At 46.9% G+C, this 17,746-nt stretch carries 13 protein-coding genes; 2 read left to right on the top strand and 11 right to left on the bottom strand.

Features of this window, described 5'->3' with window-relative positions:
- Positions 1–97 precede the first annotated feature (97 nt).
- Positions 98–1,441, top strand: coding sequence for a PhoH family protein (locus J7K63_08785; GenBank protein ID MCD6235115.1), 1,344 nt, complete (start codon positions 98–100; stop codon positions 1,439–1,441).
- An 11-nt stretch (positions 1,442–1,452) separates the two neighbouring features.
- Positions 1,453–3,255 carry an AGE family epimerase/isomerase gene (locus J7K63_08780; GenBank protein ID MCD6235114.1) on the top strand — a complete coding sequence of 601 codons (1,803 nt, stop codon included), beginning with the start codon at positions 1,453–1,455 and terminating at the stop codon, positions 3,253–3,255.
- Between the two features lie 135 nt (positions 3,256–3,390).
- Here the strand turns inward: J7K63_08780 and J7K63_08775 are convergent, their stop codons facing one another.
- The 11 genes from J7K63_08775 to J7K63_08725 all read right to left on the bottom strand — a co-directional run bounded on the left by J7K63_08775 (position 3,391) and on the right by J7K63_08725 (position 17,531).
- Complete coding sequence (locus J7K63_08775; GenBank protein ID MCD6235113.1) at positions 3,391–5,913, bottom strand: phosphodiester glycosidase family protein; 2,523 nt, start codon at positions 5,911–5,913, stop codon at positions 3,391–3,393.
- Between the two features lie 12 nt (positions 5,914–5,925).
- Complete coding sequence (locus J7K63_08770) at positions 5,926–8,421, bottom strand: phosphodiester glycosidase family protein (GenBank protein ID MCD6235112.1); 2,496 nt, start codon at positions 8,419–8,421, stop codon at positions 5,926–5,928.
- A gap of 87 nt (positions 8,422–8,508) precedes the next feature.
- Entirely contained in the window at positions 8,509–9,363 is an 855-nt protein-coding gene (gene nadC / locus J7K63_08765) for a carboxylating nicotinate-nucleotide diphosphorylase (protein ID MCD6235111.1), read from the bottom strand.
- 137 nt (positions 9,364–9,500) lie between these two features.
- Positions 9,501–9,986 (bottom strand): periplasmic heavy metal sensor, encoded by a 486-nt coding sequence (locus tag J7K63_08760; GenBank protein MCD6235110.1) that lies wholly within the window; start codon positions 9,984–9,986, stop codon positions 9,501–9,503.
- Positions 9,983–10,459 carry a periplasmic heavy metal sensor gene (locus tag J7K63_08755; GenBank protein MCD6235109.1) on the bottom strand — a complete coding sequence of 159 codons (477 nt, stop codon included), beginning with the start codon at positions 10,457–10,459 and terminating at the stop codon, positions 9,983–9,985. Before J7K63_08755 ends, J7K63_08760 begins: the two co-directional genes overlap by 4 nt.
- Positions 10,460–10,467: 8 nt before the next feature.
- The gene (locus J7K63_08750; protein MCD6235108.1) at positions 10,468–10,845 is read right to left on the bottom strand and encodes a twin-arginine translocation signal domain-containing protein; all 378 of its coding nucleotides are present in this window, start codon (positions 10,843–10,845) and stop codon (positions 10,468–10,470) included.
- Positions 10,842–11,315 carry a sigma-70 family RNA polymerase sigma factor gene (locus tag J7K63_08745; protein MCD6235107.1) on the bottom strand — a complete coding sequence of 158 codons (474 nt, stop codon included), beginning with the start codon at positions 11,313–11,315 and terminating at the stop codon, positions 10,842–10,844. The genes J7K63_08750 and J7K63_08745 overlap by 4 nt, the downstream gene beginning before the upstream one ends.
- Positions 11,316–11,681: 366 nt before the next feature.
- Complete coding sequence (locus tag J7K63_08740) at positions 11,682–14,441, bottom strand: MMPL family transporter (GenBank protein ID MCD6235106.1); 2,760 nt, start codon at positions 14,439–14,441, stop codon at positions 11,682–11,684.
- A gap of 44 nt (positions 14,442–14,485) precedes the next feature.
- Entirely contained in the window at positions 14,486–15,739 is a 1,254-nt protein-coding gene (locus J7K63_08735) for a hypothetical protein (GenBank protein MCD6235105.1), read from the bottom strand.
- A 392-nt stretch (positions 15,740–16,131) separates the two neighbouring features.
- On the bottom strand, positions 16,132–16,665 hold the full coding sequence (locus J7K63_08730) for an outer membrane lipoprotein-sorting protein (protein MCD6235104.1): 534 nt from the start codon (positions 16,663–16,665) through the stop codon (positions 16,132–16,134).
- 215 nt (positions 16,666–16,880) lie between these two features.
- A complete protein-coding gene (locus tag J7K63_08725; protein ID MCD6235103.1) occupies positions 16,881–17,531 on the bottom strand; it encodes a TetR/AcrR family transcriptional regulator in 651 nt (216 codons plus the stop codon).
- Positions 17,532–17,746 lie beyond the last annotated feature (215 nt).

Raw genomic sequence — 17,746 nt, 5'->3', positions numbered from 1 at the left:
TCAATTAACCCGTCCAATCGAATTCATAAATCATCATTTAATTCATTGCTCATCATTCATCACTCAATTTTGTATATTCTGAAAAATCGGAGAGTCTATGTCCGCATCACAAAAGAAAACATTTATCCTTGATACGAATGTGATCCTCCATGATTCCACCTGTATTCAGAATTTGCAGGAGCACGATGTGGTCATTCCGATTGTCGTGCTGGAGGAGCTGGACAATTTTAAGCGAGGGAACCAGATTATTAATCTGAATGCCCGGGAATTCACCCGTTTTCTGGACACTATCACTGGTTCGCAGATCTTCAAGGCCGGAATCCCTTTGGGTGATAAACGGGGGAAAGTCCGAATTACCATGACGCGTGAACTTCACCCCATACTCCGAGCCGTTTTTAAGGAGGACAATGCCGATCACAGGATTTTAAGTGCGGCCCTGGAAATTCAGGAGGCGCAAACATCCCGCCGGAATACCGTGGTTCTGATCAGCAAGGATGTCAATTTGCGGATGAAAGCCAAAGCCCTGGGACTCCATGCCGAAGATTATACAACGGACCGGATTGCCAGTGTGGACGAATTGTATACCGGCAAGGAGCTGATTATCGGGTATCCCGCTGATGAGATAGACAGGCTTTATAAACCACCCTACGAGATTCCTTCCGACAATACGAAAAAATATTCCACCGAACCGCCTATCCCGAACAAATATTTCATCCTCAAGACGGAAAATCACAGCGTACTGGCCCATTATCATGCAGGGAAAGACGTTGTGCAACGGGTGGACAAGGTTCATGCGTACGGAGTGAATCCCCGGAATGCGGAACAAACATTTGCCATCCATGCCCTGTTAAATGATGAGGTCTCGTTGGTAACCATGACCGGAAAGGCAGGGACGGGCAAGACTCTTCTGGCATTGGCATCCGCCCTGGAATGTAAAAGAAGTTATCGCCAGATTTACCTTGCACGACCAATTATTCCCCTGAGCAACCGGGACCTGGGGTTTCTGCCGGGAGATGTGAAAAGCAAACTGGACCCCTATATGCAGCCTCTTTGGGATAATTTGAAAGTGATTCAGAATCAGTTTGACGACAAAGATAAACAAAATGAGAAGATTAAAGAACTCCTGGAACTGGGAAAACTGATTATCACACCTCTGCCATACATCCGGGGACGGAGCCTGCAAAAAATCTATTTTATCATTGATGAAGCCCAGAACCTGACTCCTCATGAAATTAAAACCATCATTACCCGGGCAGGAGAAGGGACCAAACTGGTTTTTACCGGTGATATTTACCAAATTGATCATCCCTATCTGGATAGTCAGAGTAACGGACTCAGCTTTCTCATCGACCGAATGAAAGGTCAACCGCTTTATTCGCACATCAACCTGGAAAAAGGCGAACGGTCGGAACTGGCCGAGCTTGCCTCAAATCTGTTATAAAGGAGCTTTACATGAAATTTTTTCGCGGAGTATTCGCTGCTTTCTTTGTTTGGGCTGTTTTTTTACATGCATATACCCCAACCCATCCCTGGCTGACTGACCCTGAAAATACACGTCCCCATCTGGACAGTCTGGCCATGTTCTGGGAAGGGACCTTCAACACGGAGAAAGGTGCTTTTTATACAGAAATAAAGCGCAATGGAGATATTGAAACCAAGTGGGGTACGGCTGATTATGCAAGCACCCTGACTCAAAGCCGAAATGCCTATGCCATGATCCGGATTTTTATGGTGAACGGCGATACAAGTTATTTAAACATGGCTGAAAGGGCACTCCGTTTCATGCGGGCTCATGCCTGGGATGAAAGCCGGGGCGGGTGGTATACGGTGGTAAAAATGGACGGATCGGTCCCCTATCCCAACGACCGAAAAACCATTTTCCAAAACCTGTATGCCCTTCTTGGCCTCACCGCTTACTGGGAATGTACCCGGGATCCTGAAATCAAAAGCTGGATTGACGAAACCTTTGATGTACTGGAAAACAGGATGTGGGATACCTTGCATGACGGCTATTTTGAATATGCCAATGCCAACTGGTCTTATCCCAAGGACAAAAGTTTCAACGGCATTGTAGATGCCATCACGACACATCTGGTAACCTTCTCCATGTACGACCCCGAAAGCCGGTATATGTCCCGCTGGCTTGAACAGACAGAGTTGATTCTTACAAAGCTGGTTCCTACCATTACACCGGATGCGCCCTTTTTCAAGGAATATTTCAGTTCTTCCTGGGGAGATGGAAGCACCGATCCCAACCGGGAGGAATGGGGCAACAGCGGTCACATGAATAAAGCTTCATGGTGCCTGGCCAGACTTTACCGGTTTAATCCCCAGGAAGCCTATCTGGAGGCAGCGGAATTGATTACCGGGAATATGTATGACTATGCATTTGACAATGAACACGGGGGTATGTGGGGAGCTTTCAACCGTTCGACAAATCTGCCGAACTGGAACTGGAATAAGTCCTGGTGGGAACAGCAGCAGGCGGTAATGGCCGGTTTGCAACTCTACGATCTGACGGGAAAAGATGTCTATCTGCAAATGGCCGATTCCACCCTTCATTTTTATACACGCTTTCTCGTGGATCATCAATACGGAGGAGTATTTGCCGAGGTGAGCAATGACGGGCGGACCATTATAAACGATGGGAAAGGCGGCGGATGGAAAGCAGGCTATCACTCGTCGGAATATGCCTATTATGTGTATCTGTATCAATCTCTGTTAAATTTGAACCGACCCGTTACACTTCATTTCCGCCCCCATGAATCTGCTTTGAACTGTCAGAAACTCAAACCCTTAGCCATTGAGGATGACCGACTGTGGATAACGGCCGTGGAAAGAAATGGCGAATCCTGGAAAACATTTGGAAAAGATTTTGTGGATTTCAGTCACGCAGAACCGGGAGATGTGTTTACCGTGACCTTTTCTCCCGATAGTACGGTACAGTATGTGGGAACCCGTGAGATATACCGGCCCAGGCATTATGCCCTGCAGCAAAATTATCCCAACCCGTTTAATGCTACTACGGTGATTCCGTTCACGATGGATAAAGAAGGGCAGGCAGAACTGACGATTTATCAACTGGACGGAACTTTTGTTCAACGGATATTATGTACACGATCCGCCGGTGAACAGACTTTTACCTGGAATGGGACCGATGCTTCCGGTCGGGATGTCGCTTCGGGTATTTACGTGTATCAGCTCAGAATAAATGGCCGACATGCCGGAACAAGAACGATGGTAATGATGAAATGAGTTGAGAGTGGAGAGTGATGAGTAGTGAGTTGGAGTTTTGAGTTGAGAGTTTGGATAGGTGCGTTAATTGACCCACTCAACCCAAATTCATTCATTATTCATTCAATTCAGCACTCAGCATTCAGTATTCAGTATTCATTTTATTAGCGCCATTTTGCGGGTTTTTATGACTCCTCCGGCAGTCATCTTACAGATATAGATGCCCGAGCTGTAGTGTGAAGCATTAAAGGGAATGCTGTAGGTACCGGCCTCTAAGAAGTTGTTCAGAAGTGTCGTTATTTCTTCTCCCCGGACATTGTAAATCGTGAGGGAGACCTGTTGCGCTTTGGGAATGGAGAATGACAAAGTGGTTTCCGGGTTAAAGGGATTAGGATAGTTGGGATAGAGGACCGGCGTATCAGGGATTGTAACGCCCGGATTATCAATAGATGTGACCGGCGGATATATGACACGGAGATTGTCAAACCACAAGGTACCCGTTGCCATTTCATCTGCACCCACGGTGGTCCCCAGGCGGACTTGTATCTGTTTGATCCGGACAGGCCAGGTGATTTCATAATCGCCGTCTACTGCCGATAATTTGTCAGATGGAAAGGCCATGGGTACAAATTGCGTAGCATTCATGGCGTAATCGGAAACGTAGGTTCTGAAGAGATTTCCGTTTACATCCTCCACAATCAGATACAGCTTATGTCTTTCTCCGTCGGAGAGGATATCTACTACAAAGGAATCGGGAATGCCGTTGACAAAAATATCCGTATTCAGGTAGAGCCAGCTTCGTTCAGTACTCAGGCGGATAAATCCGTAATCCGCCCGGATTACGGCGTCCCTGTCCCCCAAAGGTGAGGGTTCAATACTGATCTTTGTGGAATCCATATCGATAAAATCACCGGAAACCTGCCATCCGCTGATTTGATCCATGGGATCAAGAACGACGGTTCCTTCGCATATTTTTACGGTTACCCGGGCCGTATCGGACCAGTCTTTAAAACAGGCAATCACATCGGTCACCCCTTCGCTGATTCCATAAAAAGTCCCGGTGGAATCAATCTGTCCCACATCAGGATCTGTCACACGCCAATGGTATTCTGTACCGGGGATGCTGTGGGCTATATTCCATTCATCATAGATACGGACCTTAAAATTCAGTGGGTTGATGGTATCAGCCATGGCCAGGGCAGGGGAGAGGGCGATGCCGGTGGCCTGTTTCATACGGATGGAGGCTGTATCTTTCAGAGTAAGGCTGCCTGTTTCATATTCAGAGATGATACATACCGTTGTATCAAAGCCCAAAACTTCAAAAGTGTTGTCGGAAACCTGTTTTATAAGTGTGGTGTCAGTTGAATAGAAACGAATATTTTCCGGTGCGATGTCCGATGGGAAAAAGTTTGAGGTCCATCCGCCGGCTTTGAATGAGAGGGTTTCGTGGTAAAATAAATTGTGATAATCGGGACGGATCTGAATATGGGCCAATTTTTCACCCGGCGGAATATTGCTTACCGCCACCAGGGCATTCACAACGGATCGTTCCCTGCCGTCGGAGGGACTGTTTTCAATGTTTCCTCTGACCCACATTTCCGTTGAGCCGCCGCCGTCAAGATTCATACCCCAGGCTACACCCTGCGATATCATAAAATCGGCTAATTCGGGCAGACTCATTCCCCGGCTGAAGGACTGGCGGCCGTCGACCGTTATAAAAAAGACACGGGTACTATCTGCGGAAAAACCGACAGCCGTCCTGGGATGGTAATCTGTGGCAAAGGTTGCACTACCGCCTTCTTCGCGGTATCCCTCCAGAGCCCGGTTTTGGCCGTCTTTCACAATCCGTGGAAATCCCCCGATCAGCTGGATTGTATTCGCCAGGGCGCCATCCAGGCCAAGCCAAATGCTGACGGTCTCACCGCTGCTTGCCAGAGCCTCCAAGGCTGCCGCCTGGGTACCTGTTGCCGATATAACGGCCATTGTGTCGCTTAGAGTTAATGACGAAGGATTGGGACTTACCGCCCATACCTGACAGATAACTTCTGCGTTTATCTGCCAGCCGTTACCTGTATCAGAGGGTTTTACAAGAAGCCCGTAACCTGATGAAACGGCCGGAGGATTTGAACCATAAAACCGGTTGTAAAGAATGATTTCATCCCCGCCGGATGTCCGGTTTATGCCATGGATGTTTAATGTGTCGGTCCCGTTTGTAATCCAGGCATGAAACCGGTTGGTTGAAATAGCCGGTTTATTATCCCGGTTCAGGCTGAAGGCGGACCAGTATACCGGATCTGCCGGATTGAGATTTTCTTCCTTTACCATGATGCCGTCGAAAACCTGGTTATTAATGCTGCCGCTTGCATTAAAATAATCCCCGTTTATGGCTCCGATGGCCCTTTCTCCATATTCTGCCGCATAGGATGAAACAGTGTGAGTTTGGGATTTTACCCCGATTTTTACCGCATGAATTTCAGTATAGGGTTGAGTGAAACCCGGTGCCCGGGTCATATCCAGCTCCAGCACATCGAGGGTCCACGGTACGGTGGGTTCAATGATTTTTCGGTGAATTGCTCCGGGACCCACCCGGGTTGTGGAAAGAGTAATAAAATGATGTTCTGAGATAAGGGGACAGGTTCCTGTCAGCAGGATAAGAACACCCAGAAAAATTTTTCTCATGTTGACTTCCTTTTATTTTAGCAGGAGTAGTTTACGTGATATCTGGCGGTTCCCGTTGGTCAGACGGTAAATATAAATACCTGACGACAAGGGTTTATTTAAAACAGACGTATCCAGTTCATACTCATAATTGCCGGCACCTTGTTCACTGTCTATGAGTCTGGCAATTTCATGACCGCGAATATCATAGAGGATGAGTGAGACATGCCCCTTTTCCGGAAGAGTGTAGCGGATATGTGTAACCGGGTTAAAAGGGTTGGGATAATTTTGTGAAAGAGTTAAGGTCTCAGGCATGTTTTTCTCATCAAGGGGGATTGTGTGGACGTAATCCGGGTATAAAATTCTCAGGTCATCAAAATAGAGGGAACCGGAATTTACCACGCCAATTCCTTCGCTGATACCCAGCCGGATACGAATTTCTTCGAATTGTATGGGGTAGTTGAAAGCAAATCCTGCTTCGAGGGGACCGAAATTTTCTGTAAGTCCCTGAACGGTGACAAATTGGGTTGAATCCTTCTGATCGCCGGGGACGTAAGTTCGGAAGTATTCACCGTTGTCGTCACTGACGACAAAATAGATGCGGTGGCGATAACCGTCGGATTTGAAATCGGCTTCAATGGCTTTGGGTACGGCATAAATGGGAATGGATTTTTTCAGATACAGGTAACTACGCTCGGTATTCGACGCAGTGAAGGCATAGTCCACTCTCATACATCCGTCTCCTGAAATTCCCCGGGTGCTGTCGAATGATATTTGACAACTTTCTTTGTTGATTAACAGCCCGTCTAAGGTCCATCCGCCTACGGATGATAATTCGTCCAGGATAAGCCGGCCGGATCCGATCTGAACCTCTATGGTGACAGTATCTGCAAGCGTTCCGTAACGTGCTGTAACCTGGCAGAAGCCTTCAGCGAGTCCCCTGAAAACACCTGTGGAATCCACCGATCCGATTTCCGGATTCAGAGACGTAAAAATATAGTCCGTGGGTGGGATATCCTGTGTTATGCCATCTTCGTCCACTGCCTGTATGGTCAGGGTAAGGGGACGGGTGTTGTCGGTTACAACCTGGTCCGGTGCCAAACGGATCAAATCGATTTTTTTCAGATAGATAAAAGCCGAATCTTTGAACCCTTCATAATTCACATAAATGTATCCGCTGTCCGCGACACCTTCTGCAATAAACTGGAAGTTTTCATTGATTGAACCCAGGCGTTCATCGACCTGATATATCAGTTTTTCAGGGTTTAGTGCCAACGGATCAAAGTGTCTGCTCCAGCCCGTGGTTTTCAGGGCTTTCACATTGCCTTTAAAAAGGCGCAGATAATCGGGGCTTATTTGAATCGTATTCAACACTGTATCCTTATCGGCAGATGACACAACGAGCACGGCATTGGCAACAGACCGTTCCCCTCCGTCGGAAGGTGTGTTTTTAACTTCATTCCGCACAATCATGGTGGTTGAGCCCCCGCCGTCGAAATTTACCGCCTGATAAACTCCCAGTTCCTGAATCAAAAAATCCGCCAGTTGTGTCAGATTCATTCCGATGCTGTGAGAAGACCGTCCATCGACAGTCACCAGAAAAAATTTTGTACTGTCTTCCGAAAATCCGCCGGCTGTCCGGGGATGCCGGTCCGGTGCATGACTGGGACCTCCCTCTTCTGTATAACCCTGTACGGCATAATTTTGTCCGTTTTTCACAATTCGGGGATAGGCCCCCATGAGGGCGGTAACGTTGGGCAGACCGGGTGTCATATTCAGGATCAGTTGAAGCGTATCACCCACCGACACATAATTTTCCAGCCAGGTTTTGGATGTGCCGTGGCCGGACAATACGCCTTCTCCTTTCGGAATGGCCATACTTCCCACATTCATGCGTTTTTCACGGGCAATGACAGTCAGGGTATCGTTGACAGCCCAGCGGGAACCTTCCGCCAGTTCAACCCGGATTTCCGTTCCCCATTCATTGGTGCCTGTGTTGGAGCCGTAAAAGCTGTTATAAAAAACCAGTTCATCGGTATAGCGGATATCGTTCGCTCTGTGGACCGGATTGGTCAGGGTGTCTTTTATGACGCTCCCGGAGAATTGAATAATGCTGATAAACGGTTTATTGTTTTCTGTGACGGCAAGATTGCTTCGGGGGGTTGTGTGAGCGCGGACAATTTGTCCTTCAGCGACCTGAGGATTAATGGGAATCCCCCCTGAACCGTAGAAGTCCCCATTGACAGCAGCCAAAACCTGATGACCCTCATAACTTTTCCGCGCTGCCATGGAGCTGGTTGTTTCATATCCGTTGATTTGATCATTGGCTTTGGCTGTCTCTACGGATACAGCCGGATGGGTCAGATCTATTTCAACTACATCCAGACTCCAGGGGACTTTCGGGGCGACGATGCGTTTATACACCATTCCAGGCCCGAATTGTGTCGTTTCATGGGTTTCAAATCGAACTTGTCCGTTCAGTGTTGTCAGTAAACCTATAATTCCCACCAAAGTCATCAATCTTTTCATATTACTATCCTCCAATTTTCTAACGTATGAGCCCATGAACTATTTGAATGCTATAAAGCAGTGCCGGGATATCCCATAGACTCACATTTATTCATCAAATAACAAGCTAAAATCAAACTGGGGTGCCGAATGGGTGAGAGAACCGGATGAAATAAAGTGGACACCTGTTTCCGCAATGGCCCGGACTGTTTTCAGGGTTACATTTCCGGAGGCTTCAAGGGCGATGGAAGCCGGACACATACGGACGGCTTCCTTCATGTCCTCAAGGGAAAAATGATCCAGCATGATCATATCGACGGGATAAGCGCAGGCTTTCTGAAACTCTTCAAGGTGTGTCACCTCAATTTCTGTTTTGACAGGATTGGGTCTTTTCTGATTCCATGCCAGAGCTTTTTTCAGGGCGATTTCAAGATCACCTGTTGCCCGGATATGGTTTTCTTTGATCAGAATCATGTCCCACAGTCCGCCCCGGTGGTTATTTCCCCCGCCGCAGGTCACGGCATATTTCTCCAGGGACCGGAACAGGGGTGTTGTTTTTCGGGTGTCTAATATACGGCACTTTGTATGTGAAATTTCCCGGACAAAGGCACGGGTGAGAGTGGCAATGCCGGAAAGGTGACCCATAAAATTCAAAGCAGTCCGTTCGGCCGAAAGAATTGAGGACGCGGAGCCTTTTAACGTCAGGACCTTCTCTCCGGAATGAAGGGTGTCCCCGTCCTCTTTCAGACAAATGACCGAAAGGTCGGGGTCCAAAAATTGAAAGACCTTGCGGGCAACGTTAATACCGGATAAAATCCCATGTTGTTTAGACACAATGTGTGCTTCAGCCGCATGATGAATATCCAGTGCCTCACATGTGATGTCACCGTCCTGAATATCCTCTGCCAGTGCATCACCGATCATCGATTCCAGAGAAGAAGTTTCCATGAACATATTCATCATGATAAAATCCTGTTTTTTTATCGAATCAATTTAATAAATCTTGCAGGAGGATAAAAGATCAGAAGGAATGTAATTTGTTCAGGTAAAAGAAAAGGCGGTCTGATGAGATCGCCTTTTCCGGGTATGTAGGTGAGAATTTAATCGTCCCAGTCGTGTCCTCTTCCGTGTCTGCCGAACCCTTTGGGTCCGCCCATGAAGCGATTACCCATGCCGGCTCCTTTGGCTCGATGCCCGATTCCCATGAGCTTGTAGTTTTCCTTGCCAACGATTTCCCGGACTTTCAATTGGTGTTTCAAACGAAGATCGCTGAGTTTGGTTTTTATCTCATTGATTTCCTTGTTTTTTTTCAGCAGCGCCTTTTCACTTTCACCTTTTGTAATCATTTCCCGCAATTCGAGCATTTTGATTTTCAGGTCGCTGTGATAAGGAATCACTTCCTTCTGATGATCCAGCCGGAGTTCCTGAAGTTTTGTAACCTGTTCATCGGTCAGATTCAGTCGCTCTTGTATCATCATTCCCGTTCCCGGTTGTCCGCTTTTCATTCCCTGCATCTTGCCCATTCCCTGGGCCCAGACCGTTGTTACGGTGAGCAGGGTGATCATGAGGATGGTGATTTTTTTCATGGTCTTCTCCTTTTATTATAGTGTTCAGTTTGTTTTAATCTCATCCGGAGCTGTTTGCGGAATTCCTCGTCAAAAAAGAGGAGTTTTGCCCTTTGAGAAGGACTTAAAACGGGTTTCAGCTCCAGGATAAAGTTTTCCTTTTCTTCCAGAATTTCTTTTTCAATATTTTGAAGCGCTGAAAGAGTGGTTTCCAGATCTTTTTCCGAATAGGTATCACTCCCGGCCTCCTGATTGGTTTTATCACACAAGGCCCGAATTTTATCATAGCAGGCTTCCATTTTATCCTGATGGCTGCGCATCATGGGAAAAAACGTCTCGGCCTGTTCGGGGCTGAGTTCAAGATATTCCGTCATGTGATAAATCATCATACTTTCCATCCGTGGATTAGATGGCATCATGGGATGATGCATTTGTGCCGCCAGTGGGAGGGAAAGAATCATAATCAACAGAATGGTTTTTACAGATGTTTTCATATTTCACCTCAATTTATGGTGTATTCATCCATCAACTCATCCAGTTGATAGATGTTTTCCGTTTCAACCAGGTATTCCAGAATGGCTTCGCGGGACACATCGAATTCAATGGTTTGTGTTGCTTCCGGATAGTAGTAACCTGCCAGTTCGGAAGGGATGTCCCACGAAGAATGCTGTGGATTCCACGGTTTTGTCAGGGTGAGGACAAGAACGGCAGCTGCCGTTGCAGCGCCAAGACTGACGCGCTGAAGAAAAGTCCGCCGGTGTATGCGGTTTACCTGATTCAGTATTTCATCGCAATGTTCTGCTGAACCGGGAGGACAGGGAAAGGCATTATTCAGGGCCTTATCCAGTTTGCTTAAGATGTATTGGTCCTGCTGTTTCATGTCAGCACCTTCTTTAATTTTTGTATACCCTTGTGATACGAAACTTTGGCACTGTTTTCCGTGGTTGAAAACAGTGTTGCAATCTCTTTGTATGATAATCCGTCCATCCGGGCCGTGAGCACACTGCGTTCAAGGGGGGAAAGCAAGCTTAGCCATTCCTCTTTGAAATCAGGGAGTGCATCTTCATTTGTCTCGGGAAGATTTTCAAAGCTTCTCTCTTCAAACTCGTTCCAGCGTCCGGACTGATCCCGTTGGACAAAATTGTATGCTTTATTCATGGCAATCCGTCTGAGCCAGGTTGCAGGAGAGGATTCACCGCGAAAGGTGTGCATCTTTTTCCAGGCCGTGATGAAAACCTCCTGTACACAATCCAGTGTGTCATCTTCGTTGCCTGTAATGCGGATCACTGTGCTGTAGATCATATCATAATACTCCCTGAGCCAGATCTCAAATTGTTCTTTTTTACGCATTGCCATCCTTTGCTGCTCAATTGTTTGACACAGATTGTTGGAAAAGGTTAATGGGAGAGGTGGAGGAGTGAAAGAGTGAAGAGGAGAGAGGAGGTGAGGGTGCGAAAATACGAAGGAATAAAAACAAGATATATTAAAAATAATATAATCTTGCATTTGATTGCCGGCGGGATTATTTTATCCCCGGGGGCTCACACACATAATCATCTTCCTATATAGTGAGATAAGAATTTTATGAATATGTATTTCCTATGTATTGACCCAACCCATGACTCCATAAATCCATGAATTCATAAACCCCTGAATTCAACCCCAACTCAGCACAGTGACAGAGCGGGCTGTTGAAAGCAACTATATCGAGGGACATCACTCATCATTTTTTTTAAGGAATCCCGGCAAAATCAGTATAGAAGCCAATAAGCACATGCCTGTCCCTATGAAAAGGGCTATGCCGAAACTGCCGAATCCCCGGTAGGTGGCAAAAACCAGGCTGCCGAAACTGAGCATGGTGGTAAGGCTTGTAATGATAACCGCCTTCCCTGTACTGGCGAAGGCGTGATAGATATTTTTTTCGATATGCCAGCGGTGGATCAGGTGGACACCGTCATCGATTCCGATTCCGACGATGAGGGGAATGGCCATGATATTTAAAAGATTGATCTTCAGTCCCAGAAGCCCCATGAGTCCGGTCGTCCACAGAATGCCGACTACCATGGGTGTCATGGCCAAAATGGCATCCCGGAAACGGCCGAAATCCAGAAGCAGTAAAAGAAAGACAATACCCAGTGTGAGCAAGACTGCCCGTTTGCCGTCTTTCCCCATAATGATCATCAGCCGGTTCATCAGGAGTGGTAACCCGGAAATACGGGGGGATATCTCCTGCAGTTCCCGGGAAAAATTCTTAATGTTTTGCTCATTCCAGATATTTCCCTTGGGATAAATGGTGATAAGAAAGAGGTTTTGGTCGTCATTAACGTATTTCTCCCGGATCATGGGGGGAAGCATATCCAGCGTGATTTTCTCCGGGTTGGCCATACGAATCACCCGTTCACGATACTGGCGTCGGAAGGTGCGTGAAAAAGGTATCAGGTTATCCGGCATGCTTTCCATTTCACTCAGGCTGGAGATAAGTTGTGACAAATTCCCTTTTATGTTTTCTTTCGTGGGGTGTCCTACCAGTCTCATGGCTTTCCGATCCAACAGATCCTGTCCTCCCACAAAAGCCATATCCTGCATCTCAATAATGTTCATTTCCAGTCTCATCAATTCTTCCAGAAAGGCATCATACTCATCAGGACCTACAAAGCCCTCGGGTGAAGCAGATTTCATGATAGTCCGGATTCCCGATGCAATTTCCGCCCGTTTCATCTGGTTTTCCTTTGGTGGAATATAATCGGTGAGGGATTCCACAAAACTCACACTGTTTAAGGCTCTGGCTTTTTCGGTAATGATTTCATTTTCCTGGAGGGTGGTTGCCGTGATATTCCCCATATCCATGCTCATGTTGAATTTCTTGATAAGGGTGTCTTGAAGCATGATGGATTTCAATCCCTCCGGTTCCAAATTCAGATAGTTATAATCTGTTTTCAACCGGGTTGTCTGCCAGATGAAAAGGCCGGTCACCACAATCAGGGCTCCTATGCTGAAGCGCTGGTGATTGTGAATGGTTTTGGCCAGTCTTCCGATAAAGCCGTAGGTAATATCCCGGGAAATCCGGTGTTCTTTCTTTCTGCGGAGCCACACTTTGTTCTGAATCATGAGAAGGGTTGGCAGAGTAAGGATGGTAGAGATCATGATAATAATCAATCCGATTCCACAGACCAGTCCGAATTCGGTAAAAGCCCGGCTCCTGCCGATCATCAGTGTCAGAAAAGCGGCAGCGGTAGTGAGTCCGCCGGTGATAATCCCTTTCCCGACTTTTTCCAAAGTGCTGATGATGGCTTCTTCCGCTTTGACCCCCAGGTTTCGCAGTTCCGTGTAAACACTGATAATATGGACCGAAAAGTCGATGCCCAGGCCGATAAGAATAATAGCCATCATAGCTGTAAACATATTGAGAATGCCCACCATCAGGTATGAGAGCCCCATCGCCCATATTACACCGATCAGCAGATTGATCACAGCCAGGACAGGCGCGCTGACCATACGGAATGAAACCATAAAGAGGAGAAGGACAGCGACAATGGCAATCATCGTCAGCGTCATGGAATCCTCCATTGCGGCATCCATTTCATCCCGCCCCAGTGTCATGGAGCCGGTAAGCCCGACAGTGACATTATAGTCTTCAGCTTCCTTTTCCAGCAGTTCTTCCAGCCCGTTTACCGCCGGCATAAGCCAGTCCATATCCAAGATATTAAAGGAGGGAATAACCATGAATAAAAGCAGATCCCGTTCGGGAGAAAAAAAATAGGGAGAACCGGTTGTTATGGCATCCACGGCTAATTGTGCCTGCTTTTCCGGTTCATTTCCGAAAAGCCCGTCTTCAAGGGCGTCGGTAAACAGTTCAATTTCATCCAGAAACGCAACAGCTTGTTGTTCCCGCAGGGTCGTGGATATTTTTTCTTCGCTTTGGATATATTCCTTTTCCAGAGAATTATTCAGGTTCGTGAGAAATTCTCCAAGTCCCGGATTTAAAAAGAGCCCCCGACTGTTTTCCATATCCTTTGGCTTGATGAGCATGAGTCCGTGATTTTGGAGGAAATCCGGCGGCACTTTGTAATCCACCCGTTGAAAATACCCTTCCGGTTTGGGATCCGTGAACCCTTTTCTGACTTTTTCGAGAGCCTGCTCATGTTGCCGACGGACCTTATCGGATGCTTCGGTGACAATCCAACTGTCAAAGTTTTCAATTTTAGGGACCACGTGTTCCACATAGGCGATCAGATCATCCGGATTTCCCTGAGCCGTCACGATAATATTTGATGCCCCTTCAAATTCTTTCATGATCAGGTTGTATTCTTCCACAATGGGTTCATCTTCAGGAAGAAGAATATTCATGTTCATATTCATTTGAATCCGGGAAGAAAGGATGCCGAAAACAACGGTCAGGAGAAGGATAACGGCGAAAAGGATCCAGGGATGATACGCTGCAAAGCGTCCGGTTGCTTTTAAAAGTCGGTTAATCATGGAGAATCTCCTTACAGTGCCACATGATCATGATATGGAGTTATTTAAAAGTAAACTTTCAGACGGATTCGGGCGGCCGCTTTCTGGGCGCCGAATTCCGTGTCCTCGTCACCTACAAACCAGGAGCCCAGAATGTCCGTCTCTATGTTGTTGCCGAGGGTTGTGGACAATTGGAAGTTCAGGACTGTGCTTTGATCATTGAGATTGCTGATGATAAAGGCGGTGGAGGTTGTCAGATCCGTCACAGGATACATGGCCTGGAAAAAGAGGTAATCCCGGTTAAGGCTGCGGGTTGTGCCGGATATATATTGAATAAAGTCGTTAAAAACAAGTTCGTTTTTTTCTTTGCCAAAGTCGCTGTGAAAGTATTCGGCCATGACAAAAAGGGAGTTATCAAAGGTATAATCAATACCCAGCAGATATTCAATGTAGTGCTCACCGGATGTAAATCGTACCGTTTGTTCAGGGAAGAATGGCATTTTGATACCTTCGGGTTTCTGTATGGAAAAAGCCGGATTGTTGAGCCGGTTGTAGGCATATTCACCGTGCAGGCCTATGCCCGCAATATCGGCCGAAAAGGCCGTTCCCGCCATAAACCGTTTATAGGTCTGCTCCCAGGGGAAGAAATAGGGTTCATAAAATCCCGTTTCCGTCCAGGCATATTGTGCAATATTCAGACTTACATCCAGGGCGGCTGTAGTCTGGCGGATCCGGGCATACCAGGTGGTATGATCCAAATCCTCTTTCGGCCGGACTGCAATAAAAATACTGTTTCCTGTTTTCGGGTAAATATCCAGTCCTAACGCCATAACTCCCGTTTGTTCATATCCCGGATCCATGATATCTTTTACATTGAAGATATCGGTGGGATTCCAGACATAGCCGGTTCCGGGAGAGATTTGCTGTTTCCCCAGGGTGAGTCTGAATTTATTCCCGTAGAGTTGGAGAAACATATTGTCAAGATAGACGGTATCCCGGAATGTATAGGGAATTTCGCCGGGATAGGTTGATGTTGAATCCTGCGCCGGAGGAGTTAAAAGTCCCTCAGGAAGATAGTCTAACAAGTTGAAGGTTGTTTCTCCCCACATGTGTTTGGCATTGACATTGACACCGATCCGGACATTTTCCCCGGGATTGGTTTCCAGGTCCGCCCGGAGTTTGTGATAGCCATACAGAATGGATTCGCTCTGAAGGATGGCCCCATCTGCCTGACTTTCAAAATAACCGTACCAGTTTACACCAGCATAGGTCATCCCTGCTGTCAGCAGGAGGACGAATAGTATTTTTGGCGCCTTCATTTTATATCCTTTATTTTAGTCGACAGTTGACAGTTGACAGTCGGCAGTGACTCCCAACCATCCAATCCCCTGTGAGATACGCTGCGCTCATTTCACGGGGCAGGCAATCATCTTTTCAAGTAACGCGTGACGCGTAACGTGTAAGAAAGGGGTTGAGAAAAAAACAGCTGGTCTGTAATCATCGACCCTCGCCCCTCGCTACTCGCCCCTCGCACCTCGATACTCGCACCTCGCACCTCGATACTTACCATCCAATCCCCTGTGAGATACGCTGCGCTCATTTCACGGGGCAGGCCCCAATCATCCAATCTCCCATCCTTCCCCGGTCATCGAGTAGAATGCCTCAGGCGGTCGCATCGAGATGCTGAGTCTCTGTGCCCTTTGTGGAAGGATCATTTTACAAGATTCCGTTCGCTGAAAAATGATTCGGGATATTCCACGTCGTAGGTGACTTCGGTGTATTCCATGGTGGTTTCAGAGGATTCCAGGTGATTTTTCATTGTCATTTTCATTGGTGTCGGGATATCCTGAATTATTTCAATATCGGAGAGGATTAATGATTTCAACAGGATGGACGGGTCCTCGTAATAATCGATGCGGCGGGGACAGAAATCTTCCTGTCCCACAAAGCAAATGAGTTTCTGATAGGTCTGGTTGCTTGATTTGGCTGTCATTTCCAGCACATAGCAGGGTTCTCCCTCTGCTTTTCCCATTCCCTTAAGGATTGTCTCGTAATCCTCTTTCCAGGTGTCTCCGCTGCCCATATCTTCGTAGGTGAAATCAGAGCCTTCAAATTTTTGTTTCCGGGCGTGGGAAGCAAGTTTCCGGACACGGTTTGTCCTTTTGTTGTACATCCAGATATTATCGGAAAAATCCGTCATCATCATGGCATTTCCCCGGACCCGGGCCGGTTCCAGGTAGCGCATGATCACATTTTTTCCGCCCTGGCCGGAGAAGGACTCATATTCCAGTGTCCGGTTTTTCCCCGTTGTGGTGAGAATGGTTTGCTTCATTTTCGCGTGGGAGAATTCAGGATTCATCACTTCCATCATTTTATCCAGGATTTCAGGTCCCGTCATATCCTGTCCCGGCAGTATGGATGCCGATAGTAAAAAAACAAGGATTGCGACTGTTCGTTTTTTCATGATTTTTCCTCCCGGGACCGGTTTTCGATGCCCAGTCCCCGTTTTAAAAATTTTTTGGTGATTTCACGCATTTTTATGGGATCGTACCGTGTATGCAACATAAAATAGTAATTGGTGATTCCATCAAGGGCGGAAAGAAGCAGGTAACTTTTTAATTTGGTATCGGTGATGTCCTGATCTTGCTCTTGTGAACCGGGTATGATTTCAAACATCGGTTCAAAGAGTGTAAACATTTGATCTGTAATATCTTCCAGAAGTGAGTGGGAATGTCCGTTTCTTTTTTTTCGGAGGATGTAGAGGAAGATTTCATACAGGATGATCCACTCATATTCATCCGGGTGTGTAATGATGTAATCCCACTGGTCGAACATGAGATCCACCATGTTATCAAAGCGTTGGACGGGATCGGATTCTTTTTCCAAAGCCTTCTTCATGTTTTTGGATGTGCTCAGAAAGAATTCATACAGGACTCCTTCAAAGATGGATTCTTTACTGGGGAAATACTCGTAGACCGTCCCCTTGGCCACTCCGGCCTGCCGGGCGATTTTATCTACCGTCCCTTTTTGGAGCCCGTCCCGGGCGAATACATCCATGGCCGCTTTGATGATCCGCGCTTTTTTGCTGCTGTCTTTCGGCATTGCCGACATGATTTTCTCCTTTTTAACATGACTGACTGGTCAGTCAATTAATGTTAAAGAAAACAGGTTATATTAGTCAATAGGAATTTTTTACGTTTAGACGTTCAGACGTTTAGGCGTTCAGACGTTTAGACGTTTAGACGTTTAGACGTTTAGGCGTTTAGACGTTTAGACGTTTAGGTGTTCAGGCGTTTAGAGGGCGTGGTATAGCCCCGGGCTTCGGT

Source organism: Candidatus Neomarinimicrobiota bacterium, from assembly GCA_021157965.1.
GTDB lineage: Bacteria > Fidelibacterota > Fidelibacteria > Fidelibacterales > Fidelibacteraceae > Fidelibacter.
This window is presented reverse-complemented; position numbering and strand designations above follow the sequence as displayed.